This is a genomic window from Bradyrhizobium sp. CCGB01 (assembly GCF_024199795.1).
GTDB lineage: Bacteria > Pseudomonadota > Alphaproteobacteria > Rhizobiales > Xanthobacteraceae > Bradyrhizobium.
The window spans coordinates 6,368,390-6,390,711 of sequence record NZ_JANADK010000001.1 but is presented as its reverse complement, the minus strand read 5'-3'; the positions used below and the strand labels follow the sequence as shown (position 1 = coordinate 6,390,711).

At 64.9% G+C, this 22,322-nt stretch carries 20 protein-coding genes; 10 read left to right on the top strand and 10 right to left on the bottom strand.

Features of this window, described 5'->3' with window-relative positions; all coding sequences use genetic code 11:
* The first annotated feature begins 196 nt into the window (after positions 1-196).
* The 5 genes from NLM25_RS29925 (at position 197) to flaF (ending at position 10,891) form a co-directional block, all read left to right on the top strand.
* Positions 197-2,476: a DUF1522 domain-containing protein gene (locus NLM25_RS29925; RefSeq protein WP_254139373.1), complete on the top strand. Its 2,280-nt coding sequence runs from the start codon at positions 197-199 to the stop codon at positions 2,474-2,476.
* A gap of 360 nt (positions 2,477-2,836) precedes the next feature.
* Positions 2,837-5,116 carry a DUF1522 domain-containing protein gene (locus NLM25_RS29920; protein WP_254139372.1) on the top strand — a complete coding sequence of 760 codons (2,280 nt, stop codon included), beginning with the start codon at positions 2,837-2,839 and terminating at the stop codon, positions 5,114-5,116.
* Between the two features lie 323 nt (positions 5,117-5,439).
* A complete protein-coding gene (locus tag NLM25_RS29915; protein ID WP_254139371.1) occupies positions 5,440-7,719 on the top strand; it encodes a DUF1522 domain-containing protein in 2,280 nt (759 codons plus the stop codon).
* Between the two features lie 231 nt (positions 7,720-7,950).
* Positions 7,951-10,233 (top strand): DUF1522 domain-containing protein, encoded by a 2,283-nt coding sequence (locus NLM25_RS29910; protein ID WP_254121286.1) that lies wholly within the window; start codon positions 7,951-7,953, stop codon positions 10,231-10,233.
* 289 nt (positions 10,234-10,522) lie between these two features.
* Complete coding sequence (gene flaF / locus NLM25_RS29905) at positions 10,523-10,891, top strand: flagellar biosynthesis regulator FlaF (protein WP_254121285.1); 369 nt, start codon at positions 10,523-10,525, stop codon at positions 10,889-10,891.
* A 145-nt stretch (positions 10,892-11,036) separates the two neighbouring features.
* Here flaF and NLM25_RS29900 read toward each other — a convergent pair whose 3' ends face one another.
* From NLM25_RS29900 to NLM25_RS29885, 4 genes are all read right to left on the bottom strand, one after another.
* Positions 11,037-11,396, bottom strand: coding sequence for a hypothetical protein (locus NLM25_RS29900; RefSeq protein ID WP_254121284.1), 360 nt, complete (start codon positions 11,394-11,396; stop codon positions 11,037-11,039).
* Positions 11,397-11,555: 159 nt separating this feature from the next.
* A complete protein-coding gene (locus NLM25_RS29895) occupies positions 11,556-12,053 on the bottom strand; it encodes a hypothetical protein (protein ID WP_254139370.1) in 498 nt (165 codons plus the stop codon).
* 11 nt (positions 12,054-12,064) lie between these two features.
* Positions 12,065-12,433 (bottom strand): flagellar assembly peptidoglycan hydrolase FlgJ, encoded by a 369-nt coding sequence (gene flgJ, locus NLM25_RS29890; protein WP_254139369.1) that lies wholly within the window; start codon positions 12,431-12,433, stop codon positions 12,065-12,067.
* Positions 12,433-13,557, bottom strand: coding sequence for a flagellar basal body P-ring protein FlgI (locus NLM25_RS29885; RefSeq protein ID WP_254139368.1), 1,125 nt, complete (start codon positions 13,555-13,557; stop codon positions 12,433-12,435). The genes flgJ and NLM25_RS29885 overlap by 1 nt, the downstream gene beginning before the upstream one ends.
* Positions 13,558-13,827: 270 nt before the next feature.
* Here NLM25_RS29885 and NLM25_RS29880 point away from each other — a divergent pair, with 270 nt between their 5' ends.
* Entirely contained in the window at positions 13,828-14,241 is a 414-nt protein-coding gene (locus tag NLM25_RS29880; RefSeq protein WP_254124480.1) for a flagellar assembly protein FliX, read from the top strand.
* A gap of 3 nt (positions 14,242-14,244) precedes the next feature.
* Here NLM25_RS29880 and NLM25_RS29875 read toward each other — a convergent pair whose 3' ends face one another.
* Positions 14,245-14,616, bottom strand: coding sequence for a helix-turn-helix domain-containing protein (locus tag NLM25_RS29875; RefSeq protein WP_254121279.1), 372 nt, complete (start codon positions 14,614-14,616; stop codon positions 14,245-14,247).
* Between the two features lie 163 nt (positions 14,617-14,779).
* Here NLM25_RS29875 and NLM25_RS29870 point away from each other — a divergent pair, with 163 nt between their 5' ends.
* Together NLM25_RS29870 and dksA are read left to right on the top strand one after the other, a co-directional pair.
* Entirely contained in the window at positions 14,780-15,391 is a 612-nt protein-coding gene (locus tag NLM25_RS29870; protein WP_254139367.1) for an NAD(P)-dependent oxidoreductase, read from the top strand.
* Positions 15,392-15,606: 215 nt separating this feature from the next.
* Positions 15,607-15,972 carry an RNA polymerase-binding protein DksA gene (gene dksA, locus NLM25_RS29865; protein WP_008554760.1) on the top strand — a complete coding sequence of 122 codons (366 nt, stop codon included), beginning with the start codon at positions 15,607-15,609 and terminating at the stop codon, positions 15,970-15,972.
* Between the two features lie 281 nt (positions 15,973-16,253).
* Here dksA and NLM25_RS29860 read toward each other — a convergent pair whose 3' ends face one another.
* Positions 16,254-16,652, bottom strand: coding sequence for a helix-turn-helix domain-containing protein (locus NLM25_RS29860; RefSeq protein ID WP_254121275.1), 399 nt, complete (start codon positions 16,650-16,652; stop codon positions 16,254-16,256).
* 93 nt (positions 16,653-16,745) lie between these two features.
* Between NLM25_RS29860 and NLM25_RS29855 the strand changes: the two genes are divergently transcribed.
* Both NLM25_RS29855 and NLM25_RS29850 read left to right on the top strand, forming a co-directional pair.
* Entirely contained in the window at positions 16,746-17,774 is a 1,029-nt protein-coding gene (locus tag NLM25_RS29855; RefSeq protein WP_254139366.1) for an aldehyde reductase, read from the top strand.
* Positions 17,775-17,869: 95 nt separating this feature from the next.
* Positions 17,870-18,649 (top strand): 2-keto-4-pentenoate hydratase, encoded by a 780-nt coding sequence (locus NLM25_RS29850; RefSeq protein WP_254139365.1) that lies wholly within the window; start codon positions 17,870-17,872, stop codon positions 18,647-18,649.
* A 161-nt stretch (positions 18,650-18,810) separates the two neighbouring features.
* Here the strand turns inward: NLM25_RS29850 and flgH are convergent, their stop codons facing one another.
* From flgH to flgF, 4 genes are read right to left on the bottom strand one after another with little or no spacing between them, the layout of a single operon-like run.
* Positions 18,811-19,572, bottom strand: coding sequence for a flagellar basal body L-ring protein FlgH (gene flgH, locus NLM25_RS29845; RefSeq protein ID WP_254139364.1), 762 nt, complete (start codon positions 19,570-19,572; stop codon positions 18,811-18,813).
* Between the two features lie 3 nt (positions 19,573-19,575).
* Entirely contained in the window at positions 19,576-20,745 is a 1,170-nt protein-coding gene (gene flgA, locus NLM25_RS29840; RefSeq protein ID WP_254139363.1) for a flagellar basal body P-ring formation chaperone FlgA, read from the bottom strand.
* A gap of 10 nt (positions 20,746-20,755) precedes the next feature.
* Entirely contained in the window at positions 20,756-21,544 is a 789-nt protein-coding gene (gene flgG, locus NLM25_RS29835; protein WP_018642817.1) for a flagellar basal-body rod protein FlgG, read from the bottom strand.
* Between the two features lie 16 nt (positions 21,545-21,560).
* On the bottom strand, positions 21,561-22,322 hold the full coding sequence (gene flgF / locus NLM25_RS29830; protein ID WP_254139362.1) for a flagellar basal-body rod protein FlgF: 762 nt from the start codon (positions 22,320-22,322) through the stop codon (positions 21,561-21,563).

Here is a 22,322-nt window from a genome sequence, read left to right as displayed (position 1 = left end):
CTTTTCAACGATAAAATTCCACGGCGGTGCAGCGACGATCGCGCCGCAGTGCCCCGAATCGCGCCGCGACTCAGACAAAGCGCCGTTTTCATTTCATGCTTCGTTAGATTCTCGGAGCCACGGTCCGCTGGTCGCCGGGTCAATCAGGACCCGAGCAGACGCGTCACAGTAGCGTTTACCAGAAAGGTAACAGCGTATGTCCGGTATCGTTCTCTCCGCATCGGTTCGTCAGAACCTCCTCTCCCTCCAGTCCACTGCTGATCTTCTCGCCACCACGCAGAACCGTCTGTCGACCGGCAAGAGCGTCAACTCGGCCCTGGACAATCCCACCAACTTCTTCACCGCCCAGTCGCTCGACAACCGCGCCAGCGACATCAACAACCTGCTCGATGGCATCGCCAACGGCGTGCAGGTGCTGCAGGCCGCCAACACCGGCATCACCTCGCTGCAGAAGCTGATCGACAGCGCCAAGTCGATCGCCAACCAGGCGCTGCAGACCACCGTCGGCTACTCCACCAAGTCCAACGTCTCCACCACGATCTCCGGTGCGACCGCGTCTGACCTGCGTGGCACCACGTCCTATGCGAGCGCGACCGCGAGCAGCAACGTGCTCTATGACGGCACCGCCGGCGGCACGCATGCGGCAAGCGGCACCACGACGCTCGGCGCCACCATCGGCACCGTGACCGGTGCGGCGGCAACGGCCGGCGACGGCACCACCGCGCTGACCGGTGCGATCACCCTGATCGCGAACGGTGCGGCAACGGCGACCGGCCTGGTCGGCAACGCCCAGCCCGCCGACGGCGACACGCTCACCGTCAACGGCAAGACCATCACCTTCCGCGCGGGCTCCGCCCCGGCGAGCACGGGTGTTCCGTCCGGTTCGGGCGTCAGCGGTAACCTCGTCACCGACGGCAGCGGCAACACCACCGTCTATCTCGGCACCACGACCACGCCGACCGCGACGGTCAACGATCTCTTGACCGCGGTCGATCTGGCCAGCGGCGTCAAGACGGCCTCGATCACCTCGGGTGCTGCGACGATCGCGACCAGCGTCAGCCAGACCGCCTCGAGCGTTGCTGCGGGCGCCGTCACGCTGAAGAGCTCGACGGGTGCTGACCTCGCCGTCACCGGCCGGGCCGACCTGCTCAAGGCTCTCGGTCTGTCCTCGGCGGTCGGCGGCGGCAATGCCACCGTCAACGTCAACCGCACCACCAGCGCAACTTCGCTCGGCGCGACGATCACCGACGGTTCGACGCTGAACGTCAACGGCAAGGTCATTACCTTCAAGAACGCGCCGACCCCGGGCTCGACCGGTGCTCCGGCCGTTGCCAGCGGCTCCGGCGCGAGCGGTGCGGTCGTCACCGACGGCAGTGGCAACTCGACCGTGTATCTGCAGGCCGGCACTGTTGCCGACGTGCTGAACGCGATCGACCTCGCCACCGGCGTCCAGACCGCAACCATCGCAGCCAACGGCACCGCGACGTTTGCGGCTGCCTCCGGCCAGTCGAAGTCGTCGATCAACACCTCCGGCCAGCTCAAGATCTCGACCGGCGTTAACGCCGATCTGTCGATCACCGGCACCGGCAACGCGCTGAACGCGCTCGGCTTCGCCGGCAACACCGGTACGTCGTCCGCCTTCACCGCAGCTCGCACCTCCGGCATCGGCGGCATCAGCGGCAAGACCTTGACCTTCTCCTCCTTCAACGGTGGAACGGCGGTCGACGTCACCTTCGGCGACGGCACCAACGGCACGGTCAAGACGCTCGATCAGCTCAATACCAAGCTGCAGGCGAACAACCTGTCCGCCACGATCGACGCCAACGGCTTGCTGACGATCTCGACCACCAACGACTACGCGTCCTCGACCATCGGTTCGAGCGCCGCGGGTGGCTCGATCGGCGGCACGCTGACGACGTCGCTGACGTTCTCGACGGCCTCCGCTCCGGTCGCCGACACCGTCGCTCAGACGGCGCGTGCCAATCTGGTCTCTCAGTACAACAACATCCTGAACCAGATCGACACGACTGCGCAGGACTCCTCGTTCAACGGTGTGAACCTCCTGAACGGCGACCAGCTCAAGCTCGTGTTCGACGAAACCGGCAAGTCGAACCTGAGCATCACCGGCGTGACCTACAACTCCAAGGGTCTGGGCCTCGCCGCGCTGACGAACGGTGTCGACTTCATCGACAACTCCGCGACCAACAAGGTGTTGTCGAACCTGAACGCCGCCTCGAGCACGCTGCGTTCGGAAGCGTCGAGCCTCGGTTCGAACCTCTCGGTGGTGCAGGTTCGTCAGGACTTCAACAAGAGCCTGATCAACGTGCTGCAGACCGGTTCGTCCAACCTGACCCTGGCCGACACCAATACCGAAGCGGCCAACAGCCAGGCACTGTCGACCCGTCAGTCGATCGCGGTCTCCGCGCTCTCGCTGGCCAACCAGTCGCAGCAGAGCGTGCTGCAGCTGCTCCGCTAATCAGCGGACGACATCGCAACAAGATAGAGCGGCGGGGCTTCGGCCCCGCCGCTTTTCATTTGTGCGGTGTGTGAAGACGTCGTGCCTTCGAGACGAAGACGATGCATTCGAATGCAGCCAATTGCTCACTCTGAGTTATGGTTGACAAGTGGCAAACGCGTCTCGGCTGCCCGAAAAAACATCATCCTATCATGGCGATACACGAGGGCGTGATCCGGCGCCGATCGCCGCTATGGTGAATCCTGGCAAGGACTGACGCGACACGCTTCATGCTTTGTTAGCCCCAAACGTTCACCGTCCCGCACATCGATTAATCCTAATCGAAGTTTGTTGCGTTGCGTACCAGAAGGGTAACAGCTTATGTCCGGTATCGTTCTCTCCTCGTCGGTTCGTCAGAACCTCCTCTCCCTCCAGTCCACTGCTGATCTTCTCGCCACCACCCAGAGCCGCCTTTCGACCGGTAAGAGCGTCAACTCGGCCCTGGACAATCCGACCAACTTCTTCACCGCACAGTCGCTCGACAACCGCGCCAGCGACATCAACAACCTGCTCGATGGTATCGCCAACGGCGTCCAGGTGCTGCAGGCTGCCAACACCGGCATCACCTCGCTGCAGAAGCTGATCGACAGCGCCAAGTCGATCGCCAACCAGGCGCTGCAGACCACCGTCGGCTACTCCACCAAGTCCAACGTCTCCACCACGATCTCCGGTGCGACCGCGTCTGACCTGCGTGGCACCACGTCCTATGCGAGCGCGACCGCGAGCAGCAACGTGCTCTATGACGGCACCGCCGGCGGCACGCATGCGGCAAGCGGCACCACGACGCTCGGCGCCACCATCGGCACCGTGACCGGTGCGGCGGCAACGGCCGGCGACGGCACCACCGCGCTGACCGGTGCGATCACCCTGATCGCGAACGGTGCGGCAACGGCGACCGGCCTGGTCGGCAACGCCCAGCCCGCCGACGGCGACACGCTCACCGTCAACGGCAAGACCATCACCTTCCGCGCGGGCTCCGCCCCGGCGAGCACGGGTGTTCCGTCCGGTTCGGGCGTCAGCGGTAACCTCGTCACCGACGGCAGCGGCAACACCACCGTCTATCTCGGCACCACGACCACGCCGACCGCGACGGTCAACGATCTCTTGACCGCGGTCGATCTGGCCAGCGGCGTCAAGACGGCCTCGATCACCTCGGGTGCTGCGACGATCGCGACCAGCGTCAGCCAGACCGCCTCGAGCGTTGCTGCGGGCGCCGTCACGCTGAAGAGCTCGACGGGCGCTGATCTCGCCGTCACCGGCAAGGCCGACCTGCTCAAGGCTCTCGGTCTGTCCTCGGCGGTCGGCGGCGGCAATGCCACCGTCAACGTCAACCGCACCACCAGCGCGACTTCGCTCGGTGCGACGATCGCCGACGGCTCGACGCTGAACGTCAACGGTAAGGTCATCACCTTCAAGAACGCGCCGACCCCGGGCTCGACCGGTGCTCCGGCCGTTGCCAGCGGCTCCGGCGCGAGCGGTGCGCTCGTGACCGACGGCAGCGGCAACTCGACCGTGTATCTGCAGGCCGGCACGGTTGCCGACGTGCTGAACGCGATCGACCTCGCCACCGGCGTCCAGACCGCGACTGTCGCCGCCAACGGCACCGCGACGCTTGCGGCCGCCACCGGCCAGACCAAATCGTCGGTCAACGCCTCGGGTCAGCTCAAGGTCTCGACCGGCATCAACGCCGACCTGTCGATCACTGGCACCGGCAATGCGCTGAACGCACTCGGCTTCGCCGGCAACACCGGCACCTCGACCGCGTTCAACGCGGCCCGGACTTCGGGCCTGGGCGGCATCGCCGGCAAGACCTTGACCTTCTCCGCGTTCAACGCTGGAACGGCGGTCGACGTCACCTTCGGCGACGGCACCAACGGCACGGTCAAGACGCTCGATCAGCTCAACTCGAAGCTGCAGGCGAACAACCTGTCCGCCACGATCGACGCCAATGGCCTGCTGACGATCTCGACCACCAACGACTACGCGTCCTCGACCATCGGTTCGAGCACCGCGGGTGGCTCGATCGGCGGAACGCTGACCACGGCGCTGACGTTCTCGACGGCTTCCAGCCCCGTCCAGGATACTGTTGCGCAGACGTCCCGTGCCAACCTGGTCAACCAGTACAACAACATCCTGCAGCAGATCGACTCGACTGCGCAGGACTCTTCGTTCAACGGCGTCAACCTGCTGAACGGCGACCAGCTCAAGCTGGTGTTCGACGAAACTGCCAAGTCGAGCCTCAGCATCACCGGCGTGACCTACAACTCGAAGGGTCTGGGCCTCGCCGCGCTGACCAGCGGTGTCGACTTCATCGACAACGCTGCCACCAACAAGGTGCTGACCAACCTGAACACTGCGTCGAGCACGCTGCGTTCGGAAGCGTCGGCTCTGGGTTCGAACCTCACGATCGTGCAGGTGCGTCAGGACTTCAACAAGAACCTGATCAACGTGCTGCAGACCGGCTCGTCGAACCTGACCCTGGCCGACACCAACGTCGAAGCGGCCAACAGCCAGGCGCTGTCGACCCGTCAGTCGATCGCGGTCTCCGCGCTCTCGCTGGCCAACCAGTCGCAGCAGAGCGTGCTGCAGCTGCTCCGCTAATCAGCGGACGACATCGCAACAAGATAGAGCGGCGGGGCTTCGGCCCCGCCGTTTTTGTTTGTCCGGAGAGAGGAGCGGGAGGCTTACCCGTCGTTCGGAAAAGTAACCAGCGGTTATGGTTAATGGAGCGTAAGCGCGGAGAAACGCCAGCAATTTCAGCTTGATTGCCCGCCATGCCAACGTCGTTCGCCGCGTTATGGTGAACCGGTGCTTATGCAGGCGAGGTTCGTTTCACCCTTTGTTAGCCATGTCGCGGCACGCTGTCCCCGTCACTCGATCCGAAGCGATCGAACGAAGACGCGTAAACCAGAAGGGTAAGAGTTATGTCCGGTATTGTTCTCTCTGCGTCGGTTCGCCAGAACCTCCTCTCTCTCCAGTCCACCGCCGACCTCCTCGCCACCACCCAGAACCGTCTGTCGACGGGCAGGAGCGTCAACTCGGCCCTGGACAATCCGACCAACTTCTTCACCGCCCAGTCGCTCGACAACCGCGCCAGCGACATCAACAATCTGCTCGATGGTATCGCCAACGGCGTCCAGGTGCTGCAGGCTGCCAACACCGGCCTGACCTCGCTGCAGAAGCTGATCGACAGCGCGAAGTCGATCGCCAACCAGGCGCTGCAGACCACCGTCGGCTACTCCACCAAGTCGAACGTCTCCACCACGATCTCCGGTGCGACCGCGGCCGACCTGCGCGGCACCACGAGCTTCGCCAGCGCGACCGCGAGCAGCAACGTGCTCTATGACGGCACCGCCGGCGGGACGCATGCGGCAAGCGGCACCACCACGCTCGGCGCGACCATCGGCACCGTGACCGGTGCGGCGGCAACGGCCGGCGACGGCACCACCGCGCTGACCGGTGCGATCACCCTGATCGCGAACGGTGCGGCAACGGCGACCGGCCTGGTCGGCAATGCCCAGCCCGCTGATGGCGACACGCTGACCGTCAACGGCAAGACCATTACCTTCCGCGCGGGTTCTGCCCCGGCGAGCACTGCTGTTCCGTCCGGCTCGGGCGTCAGCGGCAACCTCGTCACCGACGGTAACGGCAACACCACCGTCTATCTCGGCACCACGACGACGCCGGCTGCGACGGTCAACGATCTCTTGACCGCGGTCGACCTCGCCAGCGGTGTGAAGACCGTCGCGATCTCGGCGGGCGCTGCGACGATTGCCACCAGCGTCAGCCAGACCGCCTCGAGCGTTGCTGCGGGCGCCGTCACGCTGAAGAGCTCGACGGGTGCTGACCTCGCCGTCACCGGCCGGGCCGACCTGCTCAAGGCTCTCGGTCTGTCCTCGGCGGTCGGCGGCGGCAATGCCACCGTCAACGTAAACCGCGCGACCAGCGCAACTTCGCTCGGCGCGACGCTCACCGACGGTTCGACGCTGAACGTCAACGGCAAGGTCATCACCTTCAAGAACGCGCCGACACCGGGCTCGACCGGTGCTCCGGCCGTTGCCAGCGGCTACGGTGCGAGCGGTGCGGTCGTCACTGACGGCGATGGCAACTCGACCGTGTATCTGCAGGCCGGCACTGTTGCCGACGTGCTGAACGCGATCGACCTTGCCACCGGCGTCCAGACCGCGACGATCGCAGCCAACGGCACCGCGACGTTTGCGCCCGCCACCGGCCAGTCGAAATCGTCGATCAACACCTCCGGCCAGCTCAAGATCGCGACCGGCATCAACGCCGACCTGTCGATCACCGGCACCGGCAACGCGCTGAACGTGTTCGGACTCGCCGGCAACACCGGCAATGCGAACGCCTTCGCCGCGGCCCGGACTTCGGGCCTGGGCGGCATCGCCGGCAAGACCTTGACCTTCTCCTCCTTCAACGGTGGAACGGCGGTCGACGTCACCTTCGGCGACGGCACCAACGGTACGGTCAAGACGCTCGATCAGCTCAACTCGAAGCTCCAGGCGAACAATCTGTCCGCCACGATCGATGCGAACGGCACGCTGACGATCACTGCGTCCAACGACTATGCCTCCTCGACGCTGGGTTCGACCACGGCGGGTGGCTCGATCGGCGGTACGCTGACCACGGCGCTGACGTTCTCGACGGCATCGACGCCGGTCCAGGATGCAGTTGCGCAGACGGCGCGCGCCAATCTGGTGTCTCAGTACAACAACATCCTGAACCAGATCGACACGACTGCGCAGGACTCCTCGTTCAACGGTGTGAACCTCTTGAACGGCGACCAGCTCAAGCTGGTGTTCGACGAGACTGCCAAGTCGAGCCTCAGCATCACCGGCGTGACCTACAACTCCAAGGGTCTGGGCCTTGCGGCGCTGACCGTCGGTGTCGACTTCATCGACAACGCCGCGGCCAACCGGGTGCTCACCAACCTGAACGCCGCCTCGAGCACGCTGCGGTCGGAAGCCTCGGCGCTCGGTTCGAATCTCTCGGTCGTGCAGATCCGTCAGGACTTCAACAAGAACCTGATCAACGTGCTGCAGACCGGCTCGTCCAACCTGACCCTGGCCGACACCAACGTCGAGGCGGCGAACAGCCAGGCGCTGTCGACCCGCCAGTCGATCGCGGTCTCGGCACTGTCGCTGGCCAATACGTCGCAGCAGAGCGTGCTTCAGCTGCTCCGCTAATAACCAGCTGAAATTACGAGATAAAATCCGGCGGCGGGGCTTCGGCCCCGCCGCTTTTTTGTTGCCGAAGAGCCCGTGCGAAACCGGAGGAGGGGGCGCTAACCGCCCATTAACCGTATCCCTTAAGTGGCCGTTAACCATACTTTAAAGGACAGGTCCTAAAACTGGACAAACGCCCGCTTCCAGACCCGCGCGGCCGATTCGTATCCGGTTCAAGAGGAAGACCTGCCAATGTCCAACATCGTTCTCTCGGCGTCAGTTCGCCAGAACCTGTTGTCGCTGCAGTCGACGGCCGATCTCCTGGCCACGACGCAGGAGCGGCTGTCGACCGGCAAGAAGGTCAACACGGCCCTCGACAATCCCACCAACTTCTTCACGGCGCAGGGGTTGGATAACCGGGCGAGCGACATCAGCAACCTGCTCGACGGCATCAACAACGGTGTCCAGGTGCTGCAGGCGGCCAACACCGGCATCACCTCGCTGCAGAAGCTGATCGACAGCGCGAAATCGATCGCCAACCAGGCGCTGCAGACCACGGTCGGCTACTCCACCAAGTCCAACGTCTCGACCACGATTCCCGGCGCGACGCCGGCCGATTTGCGCGGCACGACCTCCTATGCGAGCGCGACCGCCAACAGCAACGTGCTCTATACCGGTGCGCCCGGTGGCGTGACCCCGGTGACGGCCAGCGCCGCACTCGGCGCTGCGCTCGGCGCCAACGCCGGCACGCTGGCTGGCTCCGCCGCCACGGCCGCCGACGGTACGACGGCGCTGGCCGGCACCAACACGCTGATCGGTGCGACGGCTGCGACCACCTTCGGTGCGTCTCCGGCAGACGGCGACTCGATTGCCGTCAACGGCAAGACCGTGACGTTCCGCACCGGCGCTGCGCCTTCCGCGCAGCCCACCGGCTGGGGTCTCGATGCCAGCGGCCATATCGCCACCGACGGCAATGGCAACTCGATCGTCTATATGGGCACGACCGGCACACCGACCGGTACGGTCAGCGACCTCCTGACCGCGATCGATCTGGCGAGCGGCGTCAAGAGCGCAACCATCAGCGCCGGCGCTGCGACGATTGCGACGAGCGGTGCGACCGTTGGTACGGTTCAGACGCCATCGTCCATCGCGGCGGGTGTCGTCACGCTGAAGAGCTCGACCGGCGCGGATCTGAACGTGACGGGCAAAGCCGACTTCCTCAAGGCGCTTGGGCTGACCGCGGCCACCGGTGCGGGCAATGCCAGCGTCAGCGCGAACCGTTCGACGACCACGGGCTCGCTGGGGTCGCTGGTCCAGGACGGCTCGACGCTCAACATCGACGGCCACACGATCACGTTCAAGAACGCGCAGACGCCCCAGTCGGCAGCAAGCGTGACCTCGGGCGGTGTCAACGGCAACGTCGTCACCGACGGCAACGGCAACTCGACCGTCTATCTCCAGAGCGCGACGCTGACCGACCTGCTCAACTCGATCGACCTCGCCACCGGCGTGAAGACCGCGAGCATCTTCAATGGGGCAGCGACGCTCTCGACGACCGCCGGCCAGATCCCGTCGTCGGTGAATTCCAGCGGTCAGCTGGCGCTCTCGACCGGCATCAACGCCGATCTTTCGATCACCGGCACCGGCAACGCGCTCAACGCGTTCGGTCTCAGCGGCAATACGGGAACGGCGACCGCGTTCAGCGCGGCGCGCACCTCCGGCGTCGGCGGCGTCAGCGGCAAGACGCTGACCTTCACCTCCTTCAATGGCGGTACGCCCGTCAACGTCACCTTCGGTGACGGCACCAACGGCACGGTCAAGACGCTGGACCAGCTCAATGCGCAGCTCCAGGCCAACCATCTGACGGCGACCATCGACGCCAACGGCGTGCTCACGGTGACCACCGTCAACGAGTACGCGTCCTCGACGCTCGGCTCGACGGTCGCTGGCGGCGCGGTCGGCGGCACGCTCACTGGCATCCTGGCGTTCACCACGGCCCAGCCGCCGGTGCAGGATCCCGTCGCGCAGACCGCGCGCTCGAACCTGGTCAACCAGTTCAACAACATCCTCGCGCAGATCGACACGACCTCGCAGGACTCCTCGTTCAATGGCGTCAACCTGCTCAACGGCGATACGCTGAAGCTCGTCTTCAACGAAACCGGCAGCTCGACGCTCAGCATCAACGGCGTGGTGTTCAACGCAGCCGGCCTCGGTCTGTCCAACCTCGTCAACGGTGTCGACTTCATCGACAACGGCGCCACCAACAAGGTGCTGGCGAGCCTGAATGCGGCCTCGAGCACGCTGCGCTCGGAAGGCTCCGCGCTCGGTTCGAACCTCTCGATCGTGCAGGTGCGTCAGGACTTCTCGAAGAACCTGATCAACGTGCTGCAGACCGGCTCGTCCAACCTGACGCTCGCCGACACCAACGAGGAAGCGGCCAACAGCCAGGCGCTGTCGACCCGCCAGTCGATCGCGGTGTCCGCGCTGTCGCTCGCCAACCAGTCGCAGCAGAGCGTGCTGCAGCTGCTCCGCTAAGCTCGCAGCGCAGGATCGCAATACGAGATATCGCGGCGGGGCTAATGCTCCGCCGCTCTTTTTACGGAGATCGCTAAGGCCGGATTAGCTGAGATTGATGCGCATCATGCGAGGCGGTTTACAGCGTGCATGTGCGCATCTAGCTTTGCGAGGAAGTACTCTGCGACCCGTAATAATCCGGAGTGCTTCCAAGCACACACGTAAGCAAATCTTAAGCGGTGCTGCCTAGGGTTGGGAAAGAAATCCTTAAGCGCGTTCAACGGGCTAGGTAACCTCCAGGGTGTGATTGATGTCGAATTCTGCTGCCTCGGCCTACGCGCGCGTTGCAACGACCACCGCATCTCCTCGCGACGTTGAGGCGCAAACCCTGCTCAAGGCCGCAAACAAGCTCCAGGACGCGATCAACAACGCCGACCCGTTCAGCGAGCAGACCACGCAGGCGCTGATGTTCAACCGCAAGCTCTGGACGATCTTCCTGAGCGAGGCGATGCGCGACAACAATCCGCAACCGCTCGACGTGCGGCAGCAGATCGCCAACATCAGCGTGTTCGTGCTGAGCCAGACCGCGGCGCTCCAGATGAGCCCGCAGTTCGATCACTTCCGCCCGCTGATCGAGATCAACCGGAATATCGCCGCCGGTCTGTCCGGCCGTCCGTGATCGCTGTCCGCCACGGGCCACATCCCGTCGACCGTGTACGAAGTTCAAGCTGACCGATATCGGCAAGGCCAAAAACGTCGTCACCGATCCCGCGACCGGTTCGACCTATCTCGACACCGCCGTTACCACGCGCGACACCTGAATGTCAGGCGCTGAGGTCCGTATTGAGCGGACGCGAGGGCTGCGACTTCAGATCCTCTGCATGGAAATAGGCCCGCCGGCGCAGCATCGCTTCATCGGGGAACTGGTTGACCACCGCGTCGGTCTTGTCGTTGACCACCTGAAACACGAAGGATGCAGCCGCCTGGTCGAATACGACCTGGCGCGAGATATTCTCGTTGGTGTGGGGATCCGCGCGTACGGGCGCACTGCTATCGCTTGCAGCGACCGCCTGGCTTACCGGCAAATCGGTTTGCACGGCTTCGTTCGCCGCCGAATTCGACGTCGTTATGATCTGCGCGGGGGCCGGTATCCCCACCGGCCTGATGCTGAAATCTGTACTCATGGCAGCCTCCTGGTTGCCTCACGTGAGTCAAATCCCAACCCCTCTCAATGCGCAACCATGGAACACCAGGATTGAACACCCGGTAAGCAAACGTGCCTAACCGCGCGACGATATCGTCGCGCGGTTTTTCGTAAAATTATCGCTTGTTATGGCGTGCGCTCAGAGCGAGCGGCTGACCGCGAGCGGGGTGATGTGGCGCGGGCCCGGAGTGGCGCGGCGGCCCGCCGCCGTATAGGTGTTCGGCACGTTGCGCTTCTGGATCTCGGCGTTGACGCCGCGCACCACGCTTTCGGAGACCGCGTGTGCGGTCGCGAGCACGGTGAGATTGACCTGGAGCATCGCGCGGAACGCATCGTGGTGCCGATGCAGCGTCGAGAGCAGCTCGGGCGCGGATTTCGCGAGCTGGGCCTGGTTCGCCTTCAGCTCGCTGACGGCGCCGACGTAGTTTCGCGACAGCTCCTGCTTCTTGCTCTCGAGAGTCATCGCCTCGCGGACCTTGCCGGCACGAACCAGCTCGGTCTCGCGCTCGATCAGCCCGAGCAGGGCGCTCATCGCATCCATCAGCTGCTCGGCGACCTTGCGCGCCTCGGCGTTGCCGGGGGCGGTGTTCGGGCGCTGCGCTTGCATCGGCTGACGTGAGGCGTTGAAGTGGTTCATGTCGGTTGACCTTATGCCGTGCGGATCGTTTTCGCCTGCTGCATGATGAGGGTGCGGTAGACTTCGGTGGCGACGCCGACGCCGCCGGCCTTGGCGAAGTTCTTGGAATATTGCTCGGTCAGCATCGAGCGCCACACGCCGGTGCCGGGCGTGTCGCCGAACGGACCTTCGCCCTTCAGGCCCGAAGTCATCTGCGAGAACATGCTGTTGAGGAACATCGCCTCGAAATCGGTGGCGGTCTTCAGCGCCTTGGCCTGCTGCTGCGGCGAGACCTTTTGCAGGGCGCTCGCGAGCTCGAAGTCGGGGCGGCCGTTGCGGCTCTCCACGGAGAAGGCCGAGGAGGCGGCGGCGCGCGGGGTGTTGATCATGCTGGTCTGCATCACATCACCTCGATGTCGGCTTCGATCGCGCCGGCGGCCTTGATCGCCTGGAGGATGCTGATGAGGTCGCGCGGGCCGATGCCGAGGCCGTTGAGGCCGTCGACGAGCTGCTGAAGCGAGACGCCGTCCTTGACGACGGCGAACTTCTTGCCGTCCTCGGTGACGCTGACGCCGGTGCGCGGCGTGACCACGGTGCGCCCCCGCGACAGCGGGTTGGGCTGGCTGACCTGCGGGCTCTCGGAGATGGTGACGGTGAGGTTGCCTTGCGCCACCGCGACGGTGGCGACACGGACGTCGCGGCCCATCACGATGATGCCGCTTCGTTCGTCGATGACGATCTTGGCGGCAAGATCGGGATCGACCTGGAGCTGCTCGATCTCGGTGAGGAAGGCGACGACGTTGCCCTTGAACTCCGGCGGGATCGAGAGCTGCACTGTCGAGGGATCGATCGGTTCGGCGGTCTTGACGCCGAGATAGTCGTTGATCGCGGCCGCGATCCGCTTGGCCGTGGTGAAGTCGGCGTTGCGCAGCGCAAGCCGCACGTTCGGCAGCCGATTGAGCGCGAACTCGATCTCGCGCTCGATGATGGCGCCATTGGCGATGCGACCGACGGTCGGAACGCCGCGCACGATCTTCGCCGCTTCGCCCTCGGCCTGGAATCCGGAGATGGCAAGCGAGCCCTGTCCGACCGCGTAGACGTTGCCGTCGGCGCCGAGCAGCGGCGTGACCAGCAGGGTGCCGCCGCGCAGATCCTTGGCGTCGCCCAGCGCGGAGACGGTGACGTCCATGCGCGTGCCCTGGGTGGCGAAGGCCGGCAGATTGCCCGTGACCATCACGGCGGCGACGTTGCCGGTGCGGATGGTGGCGCCGCGGATGTTGACGCCCATGCGCTCGAGCATCGCCTGCAGCGACTGCTTGGTGAAGGGAATGTTGTTGAGCGTGTCGCCGGTGCCGTTGAGGCCGACGACGAGGCCGTAGCCGATGAGCTGGTTCTGCCGCACGCCCTCGATGTTGGCGAGGTCCTTGATGCGCGAAGTCGCGCTTGCAGACGTGACCGAGAGCGCCAGCGCTGACAGCGCGGCGCAGGCCACCCCAACAATCCTCTCCCAACGAACGCCTGACATCCTCTGCTCCCCGAGGCTCCTCAAATCCCGGACCAACCCCGACACTCCCATGACGAGCTGGTCCGACGCTTTCCTTGCGAGCGCTGTGCCAACGCGGGGCAGAGGGGGTACGCGGTTGAATAGGTTGAATAAATCTGTTTCGACCGGTGTCAGCGAGCGTTCTCCGTGAGGAGCGAAACTGCCGCCTGTCGGCAGATTTTGCCGGGCTGTTTACGTGCCGTTAACCATAAGACGGCGAAGGTGACGGCATCGATCACCCGGATTGCTGCGATGCGCATCTACGGACCGAACGGCACCACGCTTGGAGCGCCGGCCAGCCAGGCCAGGCGGACGAGCTCCGGCACCTTCGTACTGCCCGATACCTCGTCGGCTCAGGAGACGCGGGGTGCTGCCGCACCGAAGGCCGCCGCGAACATCGACGGGCTGCTCGCACTGCAAGGCATCGAGGAAGATCCGGTCGAACGCCGCAAGCGCTCGGTCGCCCGTGGCAAGACCGCGCTCGACGTGCTCGACGATCTCAAGATGGGACTTCTGTCCGGCAATCTCGACGCGTCGACCGTGATGCGGCTGCGCGATGCCGCGGCGAACCTGAAATCGTCCTCGGGCGATCCCGGTCTTGATTCCGTGCTGTCCGAGATCGAGCTGCGCGTCGAGGTCGAGCTCGCCAAGGCCGGGCAGGCTTAGCGCTTACGCCGCTTCATCCTTCTGCTGCGCGTCGTAGCGGCGCTGTGCGGCGAGCACGTCTTTCAGATTCTGTTCCGCCCAATCGCGCAGGGGATCGACGGCGCCGGCGAGCGTTACGCCGAGCTGCGTGATCGAATATTCCACCGTCACCGGCACGGTTGCGATGGCGTGACGCTTGATCAGGCCGTCGCGTTCGAGCGACTTGAGAACCTGGCTCAACATCTTCTGAGAAATGCCTTCAATCGTGCGGCGCAACTGATTGAAGCGCATCGGCTCCTCGCGCAACAGCAGCAGGATCAGCACCGCCCATTTGTCGCCGACGCGATCGAGGATCTGGCGCGTGGGGCAGTTCGCTGCATAGACGTCTGGCTTCATCGTCGGGTCCTCTGGATCCGTTGAGTTGCTTGCCGGCTCGCGCGGTGGTGACGCGTACCGGTTACTCGAGCGTAATCAGGTAAGCACAAAGTGCTCTCTTAACACCAGCAGTCTTTGCGATATCTAGTCACCATTAGTTACTAGAGAAGCAAAGGAGCCTTCCATGAAAATCGCAGTCGCCGGCGCCTCGGGCCGGGCCGGGTCGGAGATCACCAAGGAACTGTCGCGCCGAGGCCACGCGGTCACGGCCATCGCCCGGAACCCGGAGAAGATCGCGATCCTGCCGAACGTCACGCCCACCAAGGGCGACGTGCGCGACCAGGCCGGCCTCGCCAAGCTGTGGGCCGGGCACGATGTCGCCGTGAGTTCCGTGCACTTCCTGGCCAGCGACCCGCTCAAGCTGATCGGCGCGGCAAAGGACTCCAAGGTGGGTCGCTACCTCGTTGTCGGCGGAGCCGGCAGCCTGGAGGTCGCTCCCGGCGTCAAACTGGTCACAACCCCTGGTTTTCCGGCTCAATACAAGGCCGAGGCCGAAAAAGGCGGGGACTTCCTCGACCTGCTGCGGCAGGAAAAGGACCTGAACTGGACCTTCATCTCGCCATCGGCGCTGTTCATCGAGGGGGAACGGACGGCCAAGTTCCGGCTCGGCACCGATCAGCTTCTCGCAGATGCGAACGGGAAAAGCTGGATCACCTTCGCCGACTACGCCATTGCGCTCGCCGACGAGATCGAGCGGCCCGCCCATTTGAGGCAGCGTTTCACGGTCGGCTACTGAGTTCTCGGCCGCCCCCGGGCTTTTCCGGATAAACCTTCCTGTGCAAGGGTTTGGGGGCGGTAACCGAGGGATTAAGGAAATATTGTCTGTCACAGGAGGCCGCTATATAAGGCCCCGCTCAACGGACCTCGTTCCGTTAGCGAGTCGTTGATTAGACAGATAGGCCGCCCTTGGAAAAGTTGAAAAACTACCGACCGACCGAAAAAGAGCCTTTCATGAACGACCGGCAGAAGGAGTACTTCCGTTTGAAGCTCCTCGCCTGGAAGGATGAGATCCTCAAAGAGTCCAAGCTCACCCTGCAAGCCCTGCAGGAGGAGAACGTGAACCACCCCGATCTCGCCGATCGGGCATCGTCCGAAACCGACCGCGCTATCGAACTCCGCGCCCGCGACCGCCAGCGCAAGTTGATCGCCAAGATCGACGCCGCGCTCCAGCGGATCGAGGACAACACCTACGGCTATTGCGAGGACACCGGCGAGCCGATCTCATTGAAGCGGCTCGAAGCCCGGCCCATCGCGACGCTCTCGGTGGAAGCGCAGGAGCGCCACGAGAAACGCGAGAAGGTCTACCGCGACGAATAGAGTCCGAGCCGGAGAGATGCGGCTCTTTGTTTGTGGACGCAGGGCGCCGTTTCGCGCCGTGATCGGCATTTTGCCTGTCTGCTACCGCCGCGCGCCCAGCGCGTGAGCGCAATCGCGAAAAGTGAATCGCGATCAATGGGCTAGACTCCATTCCTCCGAGCTCACGCAAGTTCGGATGAGAAACAGCCTTCACTTCAGGTGCGGGGGATTTTGCGAGTCGCATCAACGAGATCGACCCGAACGTTGAGACGCGGATCCGGCGGCATCAAGCATCGCTGCAATCAGGCCTCATGCGACGCCGCAAGGCGTGCATCGCCATAGAGCCTGGACCAGCTCAATATTTCCTTAAACGCCGGCAACAGCCCGTAAGCCGCATCCGTCAGCTCGTACTCCACCCGCAATGGCTTCTCCGCGAAGGCGGTTCGCGACACCAATCCGTCCTGTTCGAGCTCGCGCAGTTGCGTGGTCAGCATGTGCTGGGTGATGCCGCCGATCGATCGCCGCAATGCGCCGAACCGGACTGCGCCGTTCATCAGCGCGAACAGGATCTCGAGTTTCCACTTGCCGCCGAGCGCATGGATCGCCCGCTTGAAGTCGGCGAGCAGGGCAGGGTCGGGGCTGCAATCGCAGTCGCCATCGCAAACGCTGGTCAGGTTTTCCATACCGGTCTCGAAATCCATTCTACTTGTTCCCCTGGCAGATAGTGACCAGATGCGGCCCTGGGCAGGGTGGCGGAACCAATTCGCCGGCTCGCGCAATGAGGGAATTCGGCAATGAGCACTGTTCTGGTCACCGGCGGGTCCGGCTTCGTCGGCATCCATGTGGTCCTGCATCTGATGGCGGCCGGCTACGAGGTGCGAACGACGGTGCGCCGGCCGGACCGGCGGGACGAAGTGCTGGCGATGCTGCGCGAGGGCGGGGCGGCTTCGCCCGAGAGCCTGTCCTTCTTCACCGCCGATCTCACCGCGGACGACGGCTGGCGCGAGGCGGTTGAGGGCTGCGACTACGTGCTCCATGTCGCCTCGCCATTGTCGACCAGTGTTCCCAGGGACGAGAACGACATGATCATCCCGGCCCGCGACGGCACGCTGCGGGTGCTGCGTGCTGCGCGCGAGGCCGGCGTCAAGCGGGTCGTCGTCACCTCGTCGCTGGGCGCGATCGGCTATGGCCATCCATCGCGCGAAAAGCCGTTCGACGAGACCGACTGGACCAATCTCGACGGCGCCGACGTGCAGCCCTACATCAAATCCAAGACGCTCGCCGAGCGCGCGGCCTGGGATTTCGTCGCACGCGAGGGCGGCGGGCTTGAGCTGTCGGTCGTCAATCCCGCCGGCATCTTTGGTCCCGTGCTGGGGCCGGACTTCTCGGGCTCGATCGAGATCGTCAAATCGCTGCTCGACGGCGCGATGCCGGCGGTGCCGCGGGTTTATTTCGGCGTGGTCGACGTGCGCGACGTGGCTGATCTGCATCTGCGGGCGATGACGGCGCCCGAGGCGAAAGGCGAGCGCTTCATCGCGGTCTCCGGCGAGACGATGTCGATCCTCGATATCGGCAAGGTGCTGCGGCGGGAACTGGGGCCCAGGGCGCGACGGGTTCCGCGGCTCCGGGCCCCGGACTGGCTGGTACGGCTGGCTGCGAACCGGATCCCGCTGCTGCGTGCGGTCGTGCCGATGCTTGGAAGGGTGCGGCATTCCACCAGCGCCAAGGCGAGGTCGCTGCTCGGCTGGCAGGCCCGTTCCAACGATGAGGCGATCCTCTCGACGGCCGAGAGCCTGATCCGGCTCGGCCTCGTCAAGGGCTGAGGCCGCCCTGGGGCCTCCTTCGGCCCGCGCTTGTCACGCCCCCGCGGGGATGCTGAAGTGCCGACCTCGATTGCGTAGCGTGGGAGGCGGCGCCGATGGACAATATGCTCAAAGCCGCAAAGGCGATCGCGCTGGCGCGCCGCAACCATGCGCCGCTCGCGGCGCTGGACCGCCCGCCCGCCGACGAAGCCGAGGGCTATAAGGTCCAGCGTGCGCTGCACGATCTCCTGCTGCCGAATGTCGGGCCGCTTGTTGGTTACAAGATCGGCTGCACCAGTCAGGTGATGCAGGACTATATCGGCATCCCGCATCCCTGCGGCGGCGGCGTGTTCCAGAAGGGCGTGTACGAGAGCGGGGCCAAGCTCGCGGCCGCCGATTATGTCCGTGTCGGCGTCGAGTGCGAGATCGCGGTGCGATTGCAGCGTGACCTCGCCGCCGGCGAGGCGCCGTTCACGGCCGAATGGGTCGGCGAGGCCGTCGAGGCCTATCATCCCGCGATCGAGATCGTCGACGACCGCTATGTGAAGTGGGAAGAGATGGGCGCGCCGACGTTGATCGCCGACGATTTCTTCGCCGCCGGCTGCGTGCTGGGTGAGGCGGTGCCGCGCTCGTCCGTGCCGGATCTGAAAGCGGTCAAGGGCCGCGCCATCGTCAATGGCGAAGAGGTCAGCCACGGCACCGGCGCCGACGTGCTCGGCCATCCCCACAACGCACTCGCCTGGCTCGCCAACCATCTCGCCGCCGAGGGCAAGGGCTTGCACGCCGGGCAGCTCGTTCTCACCGGCAGCCTGGTCAAGACGCTGTGGCTGAAGGCCGGCGACAAGGTGCGGATGGAACTGGACGGGCTGGGGACGGTGGAGGCGGAGTTCACCTGATCTCTCCACGCCGTCACTGCGAGGAGCTCGCAATGACGGAATCTGGAGCGTCGCCGCCACAAAATACATGCGGCCCTCGCCAGGGGAGCTAGCGAGGGCCGCGTAGTACATCGTCGTTCGCGCCTAGGTTCGCGAACACGATGTGGGAGCTCGGGAGAAGCTTAGAAGGGCAGCAGCACGTCCATGACTTGCTGGCCGTAACGCGGCTGCTGCACGTCCATGATCTGGCCGCGGCCGCCGTAGGCGATGCGGGCCTGCGCGATCTTGGTGGAATCGATGGTGTTGTCGCTCTGGATGTCTTCGGGGCGGACGATGCCGGCGACGATGAGCTCGCGGATCTCGTAGTTGACGCGGATCTCCTGCTTGCCCTCGACCACGAGGTTGCCGTTCGGCAGCACCTGGGTGACGACCGCGGCGACGTTGGTCTGCAAGGCTTCCGTGCGGTTGACAGAGCCCTTGCCGTCGCTGGAGGCGGTGGAATCGGCGGTGAGGATGCGGCCGGGCAGGATCTTGTTGGCCTGAGTGATCGTCTGGGCGCCGATGAAGTCGGTGATACCCGAATTTTCCGAATTGGTGCGGCTGCGCTGGGTCTCGTTGGCGATGTTGGCCTTGTCGGTGATGTTCACGGTCACGGTCAGGAGGTCGCCGATCTGGCGGGCGCGCTGGTCCTTGAAGAAGGCGCGGCTGCCGTTGCGCCACAATGAGTTCGGGTTGTAGGAGGCGACTTCCGGCTTCGGCATCGGCATCTGTACCGGCTTGTAGCCGGGCTGCGTCGTCGGATTGTCGATCGCCGACAATTTCGGTTGCTCGCCGATCTGCGACAGGCGGTCGATCGAGGAGCAGCCGCCCAGCGCGCAAGAGGCCAGCAGCAGGGCAGAGATCGCAATGCGACGAAGACGGGAAGCCGAACTGAACGAGGACATGACTTACTCTGACTTGGCTGGAGCTTGCGAGACGCGAACTTGCGGGATCTGGGCTTGGGCGATTTGAGCTTGAGCGGCTTGCGCCTGAGCGGCCTGGGCCTGAGACGCTGGGGCCTGGATCAGGCTCCGGGCGAGGGCCGCGGCGGCGGTGGGAGCAGGCGCTTCGTCGCGCTTGAGCGAGGAGGTCTGCTCGACCGCAGCCGCCATCGGCGCGGACTGGCTGGCGCCCTGGACCGTCACCTGGCCGCGGCCGGTGACGACACCGGTCAGCGTGCGCTTGGTCTGGAGGTTGAGGACACTCACCGTGTCGCCCTCCGCGCCGCTCTCGATCGCCTTGCCGCGGGTGGTGAGGTAGATCCCGGGAACCTGGTAGATGACGGTGACGCTCTGGTCGCGCGATACGAAGTCGGGCTTGACGATGTCGGCGACGCGGATCGGCGTGCCCGAGCGCATCGGCCGGCGGAGCTGCATGCCGATGCTGCGGTCGCGCGAGGCGGGCTCGCCGGTGACCTCGGCCTTCGGCCGGCGCTCCAGCGTGATGTCGGAGGACTTCAGGAGATCGGCGCGGTCGATGTCGCGCGTCAGCACGGCCACTTCCACCGTCTCGATCGCGGTGCCGGTGAAGCGCAGCTTGGTCGGCGTCGGATTGGTGTCGTTGCTGATCTCGAAGGCGATGTCGAAACGGCCGCTGCGGGCGTCATAGCGGGTCGCGATCGGCTGGAGCGCACCGGTGTTGGAGGCATCGAGCCGCATGTCGGCGACGCCGCGGTCGAACGTGACGGCGATGTTGGCGGCGTCCCCAAGGCCGAAGCGCCGCTCGAGCGCCGAGGCCACCGCGGTTTCGAGGTCCTTGTTGGCGAGCGTGCGCGCGAGGCGGGTGACCTGGACTTCCTTGATGTCGCCGGTCATCACGCCGATCACCTGTTTGGCGCGCAGCACCGACAGCACTTGCGCGACCGGCAGCGCGCCGGTGGTGCCGAGATCGGGCGAGCGGTAGACCGGGACCAGCGCGGCCGATCCGGCGTTGTCGATGAGATCGCCGACCCGCACCACGTCCGAGGTGACGGTGATGCTGGCGCGCAGCGTCGGCGTTGCGATGACATCGTCGCCGGCCTCGGCCGGCAGAGCCAGCGCGAGCAGGGTGGAGATGGTGGCAAGGGTGGTGCGGATCATCGTCATCACCTCAGCGGAACAGCGCCGTGGTCGATTGCATCATCTGGTCGGCGGCGCTGATCACCTTGGCGTTCATCTCGTAGGCGCGCTGGGCGGCGATCAGGTCGCTCATCTCCGAGACGACGTCGACATTGGCCTGCTCCAGGCTGCCCTGCGTGATCTTGCCGTAGCCTTCGGCGTTCGCGGTGCCGTCCTGCGGCGGGCCGGAGGAGGGTGTTTCGGTGAACTGGTTGCTGCCGACGGGCTGCAAACCCGCCTTGTTGATGAACCGGGTCACGCCGATCTGGCCGATGATCGAGGAGGTCGACGAGCCCGGCAGCGTCACCGAGACCTGGCCCTGCTCGCTCACGGAGATGCCGGACGCGTTGTTCGGGATGGTGATGGTCGGCTGCACCGGGTTGCCCTGCGCCGTGACGACGCGGCCCTGATTGTCCATCTGGAAGGTGCCGTCGCGGGTGTATTGATAGGTCCCGTCGGGCATCAGGATCTTGAAGAAGCCTTCGCCCGACATCGCGAGGTCGAGATCGTTGCCGGTCTGCGACAGCGTGCCCTGCGTCATGCTGCGCGGCGTGCCGACGGTCTTGACGCCGCCGCCGATGTCGACGCCGACAGGCAGGATGGTGCCCTGGTCCGAGGCCTGCGCGCCGACGCGGCGGACGTGCTCGTAGATCAGGTCCTGGAACGCCGCGGTCTGCTTCTTGAAACCAGTGGTGCGCAGGTTGGCGATGTTGTTGGAGATGACCTGGACGTTGAGTTCCTGGGCCGCCATTCCGGTCGCAGCGGTGTGGAGCGCTTGCATGTCAGTGATCCCCTAATCAGGCCGGAACGTCGGCGAGCTTCTCGATCGCCGATTTGTGGAGGTCGCTCTGCTGCTGGAGCAGATTGGCGATGGCGGTGTAGCTGCGCATGACCTCGACCATGCGGCTCATCTCGCCGACCGAGTTCACGTTCGACTTCTCGATATAGCCCTGCTGCACGGTCGACTTGGTGGCGGCCTGCTGGTTGGCGGAGCCGGTGTCATAGAGATTGGCGCCGAGCTTGGTCAGCCTGGTCGGATCGTCGAACGACACAATGCGGATCTTGCCGCGGATCGAATCGGTCCTGGCCGTGCCCTCGAGCACCGTGATGGTGCCGTCCGGGGCGACGTTGATGTCGTGGTCGGTCGGCTGGAAGGTGATCGGGCCGCCGGTGCCGAGCACGAGGTTGCCGTCGGAGGTGACGAGCTGGCCGGTGCTGTTGAGCGAGAATTTGCCGTCGCGGGTGTAGCGCTCGCCGCCATTGGCCTGCACCGCGAAATAGGCGTCGCCGGTGATCGCCATGTCGAGCGGGTTCTTGGTCATCTCCATCGGCCCCTGGCCGACGTCGCGGAAGGTGCCGCGGTCCTGCACATAGGAGACCCGGCGGTCGGACGCGATGAAATTGTCCTCACGCGCGTTCGAGTTGAGGTACTCCTCGAACAGCGAATGGTCGGCCTTGAAGCCGTTGGTGTTGGCATTGGCGACGTTGTTGGCGATGACATCCATCTGCCGTTCCAACGTCATCTGCCGTGACAAGCCGATCAGAAGCGCGTTCTGCAT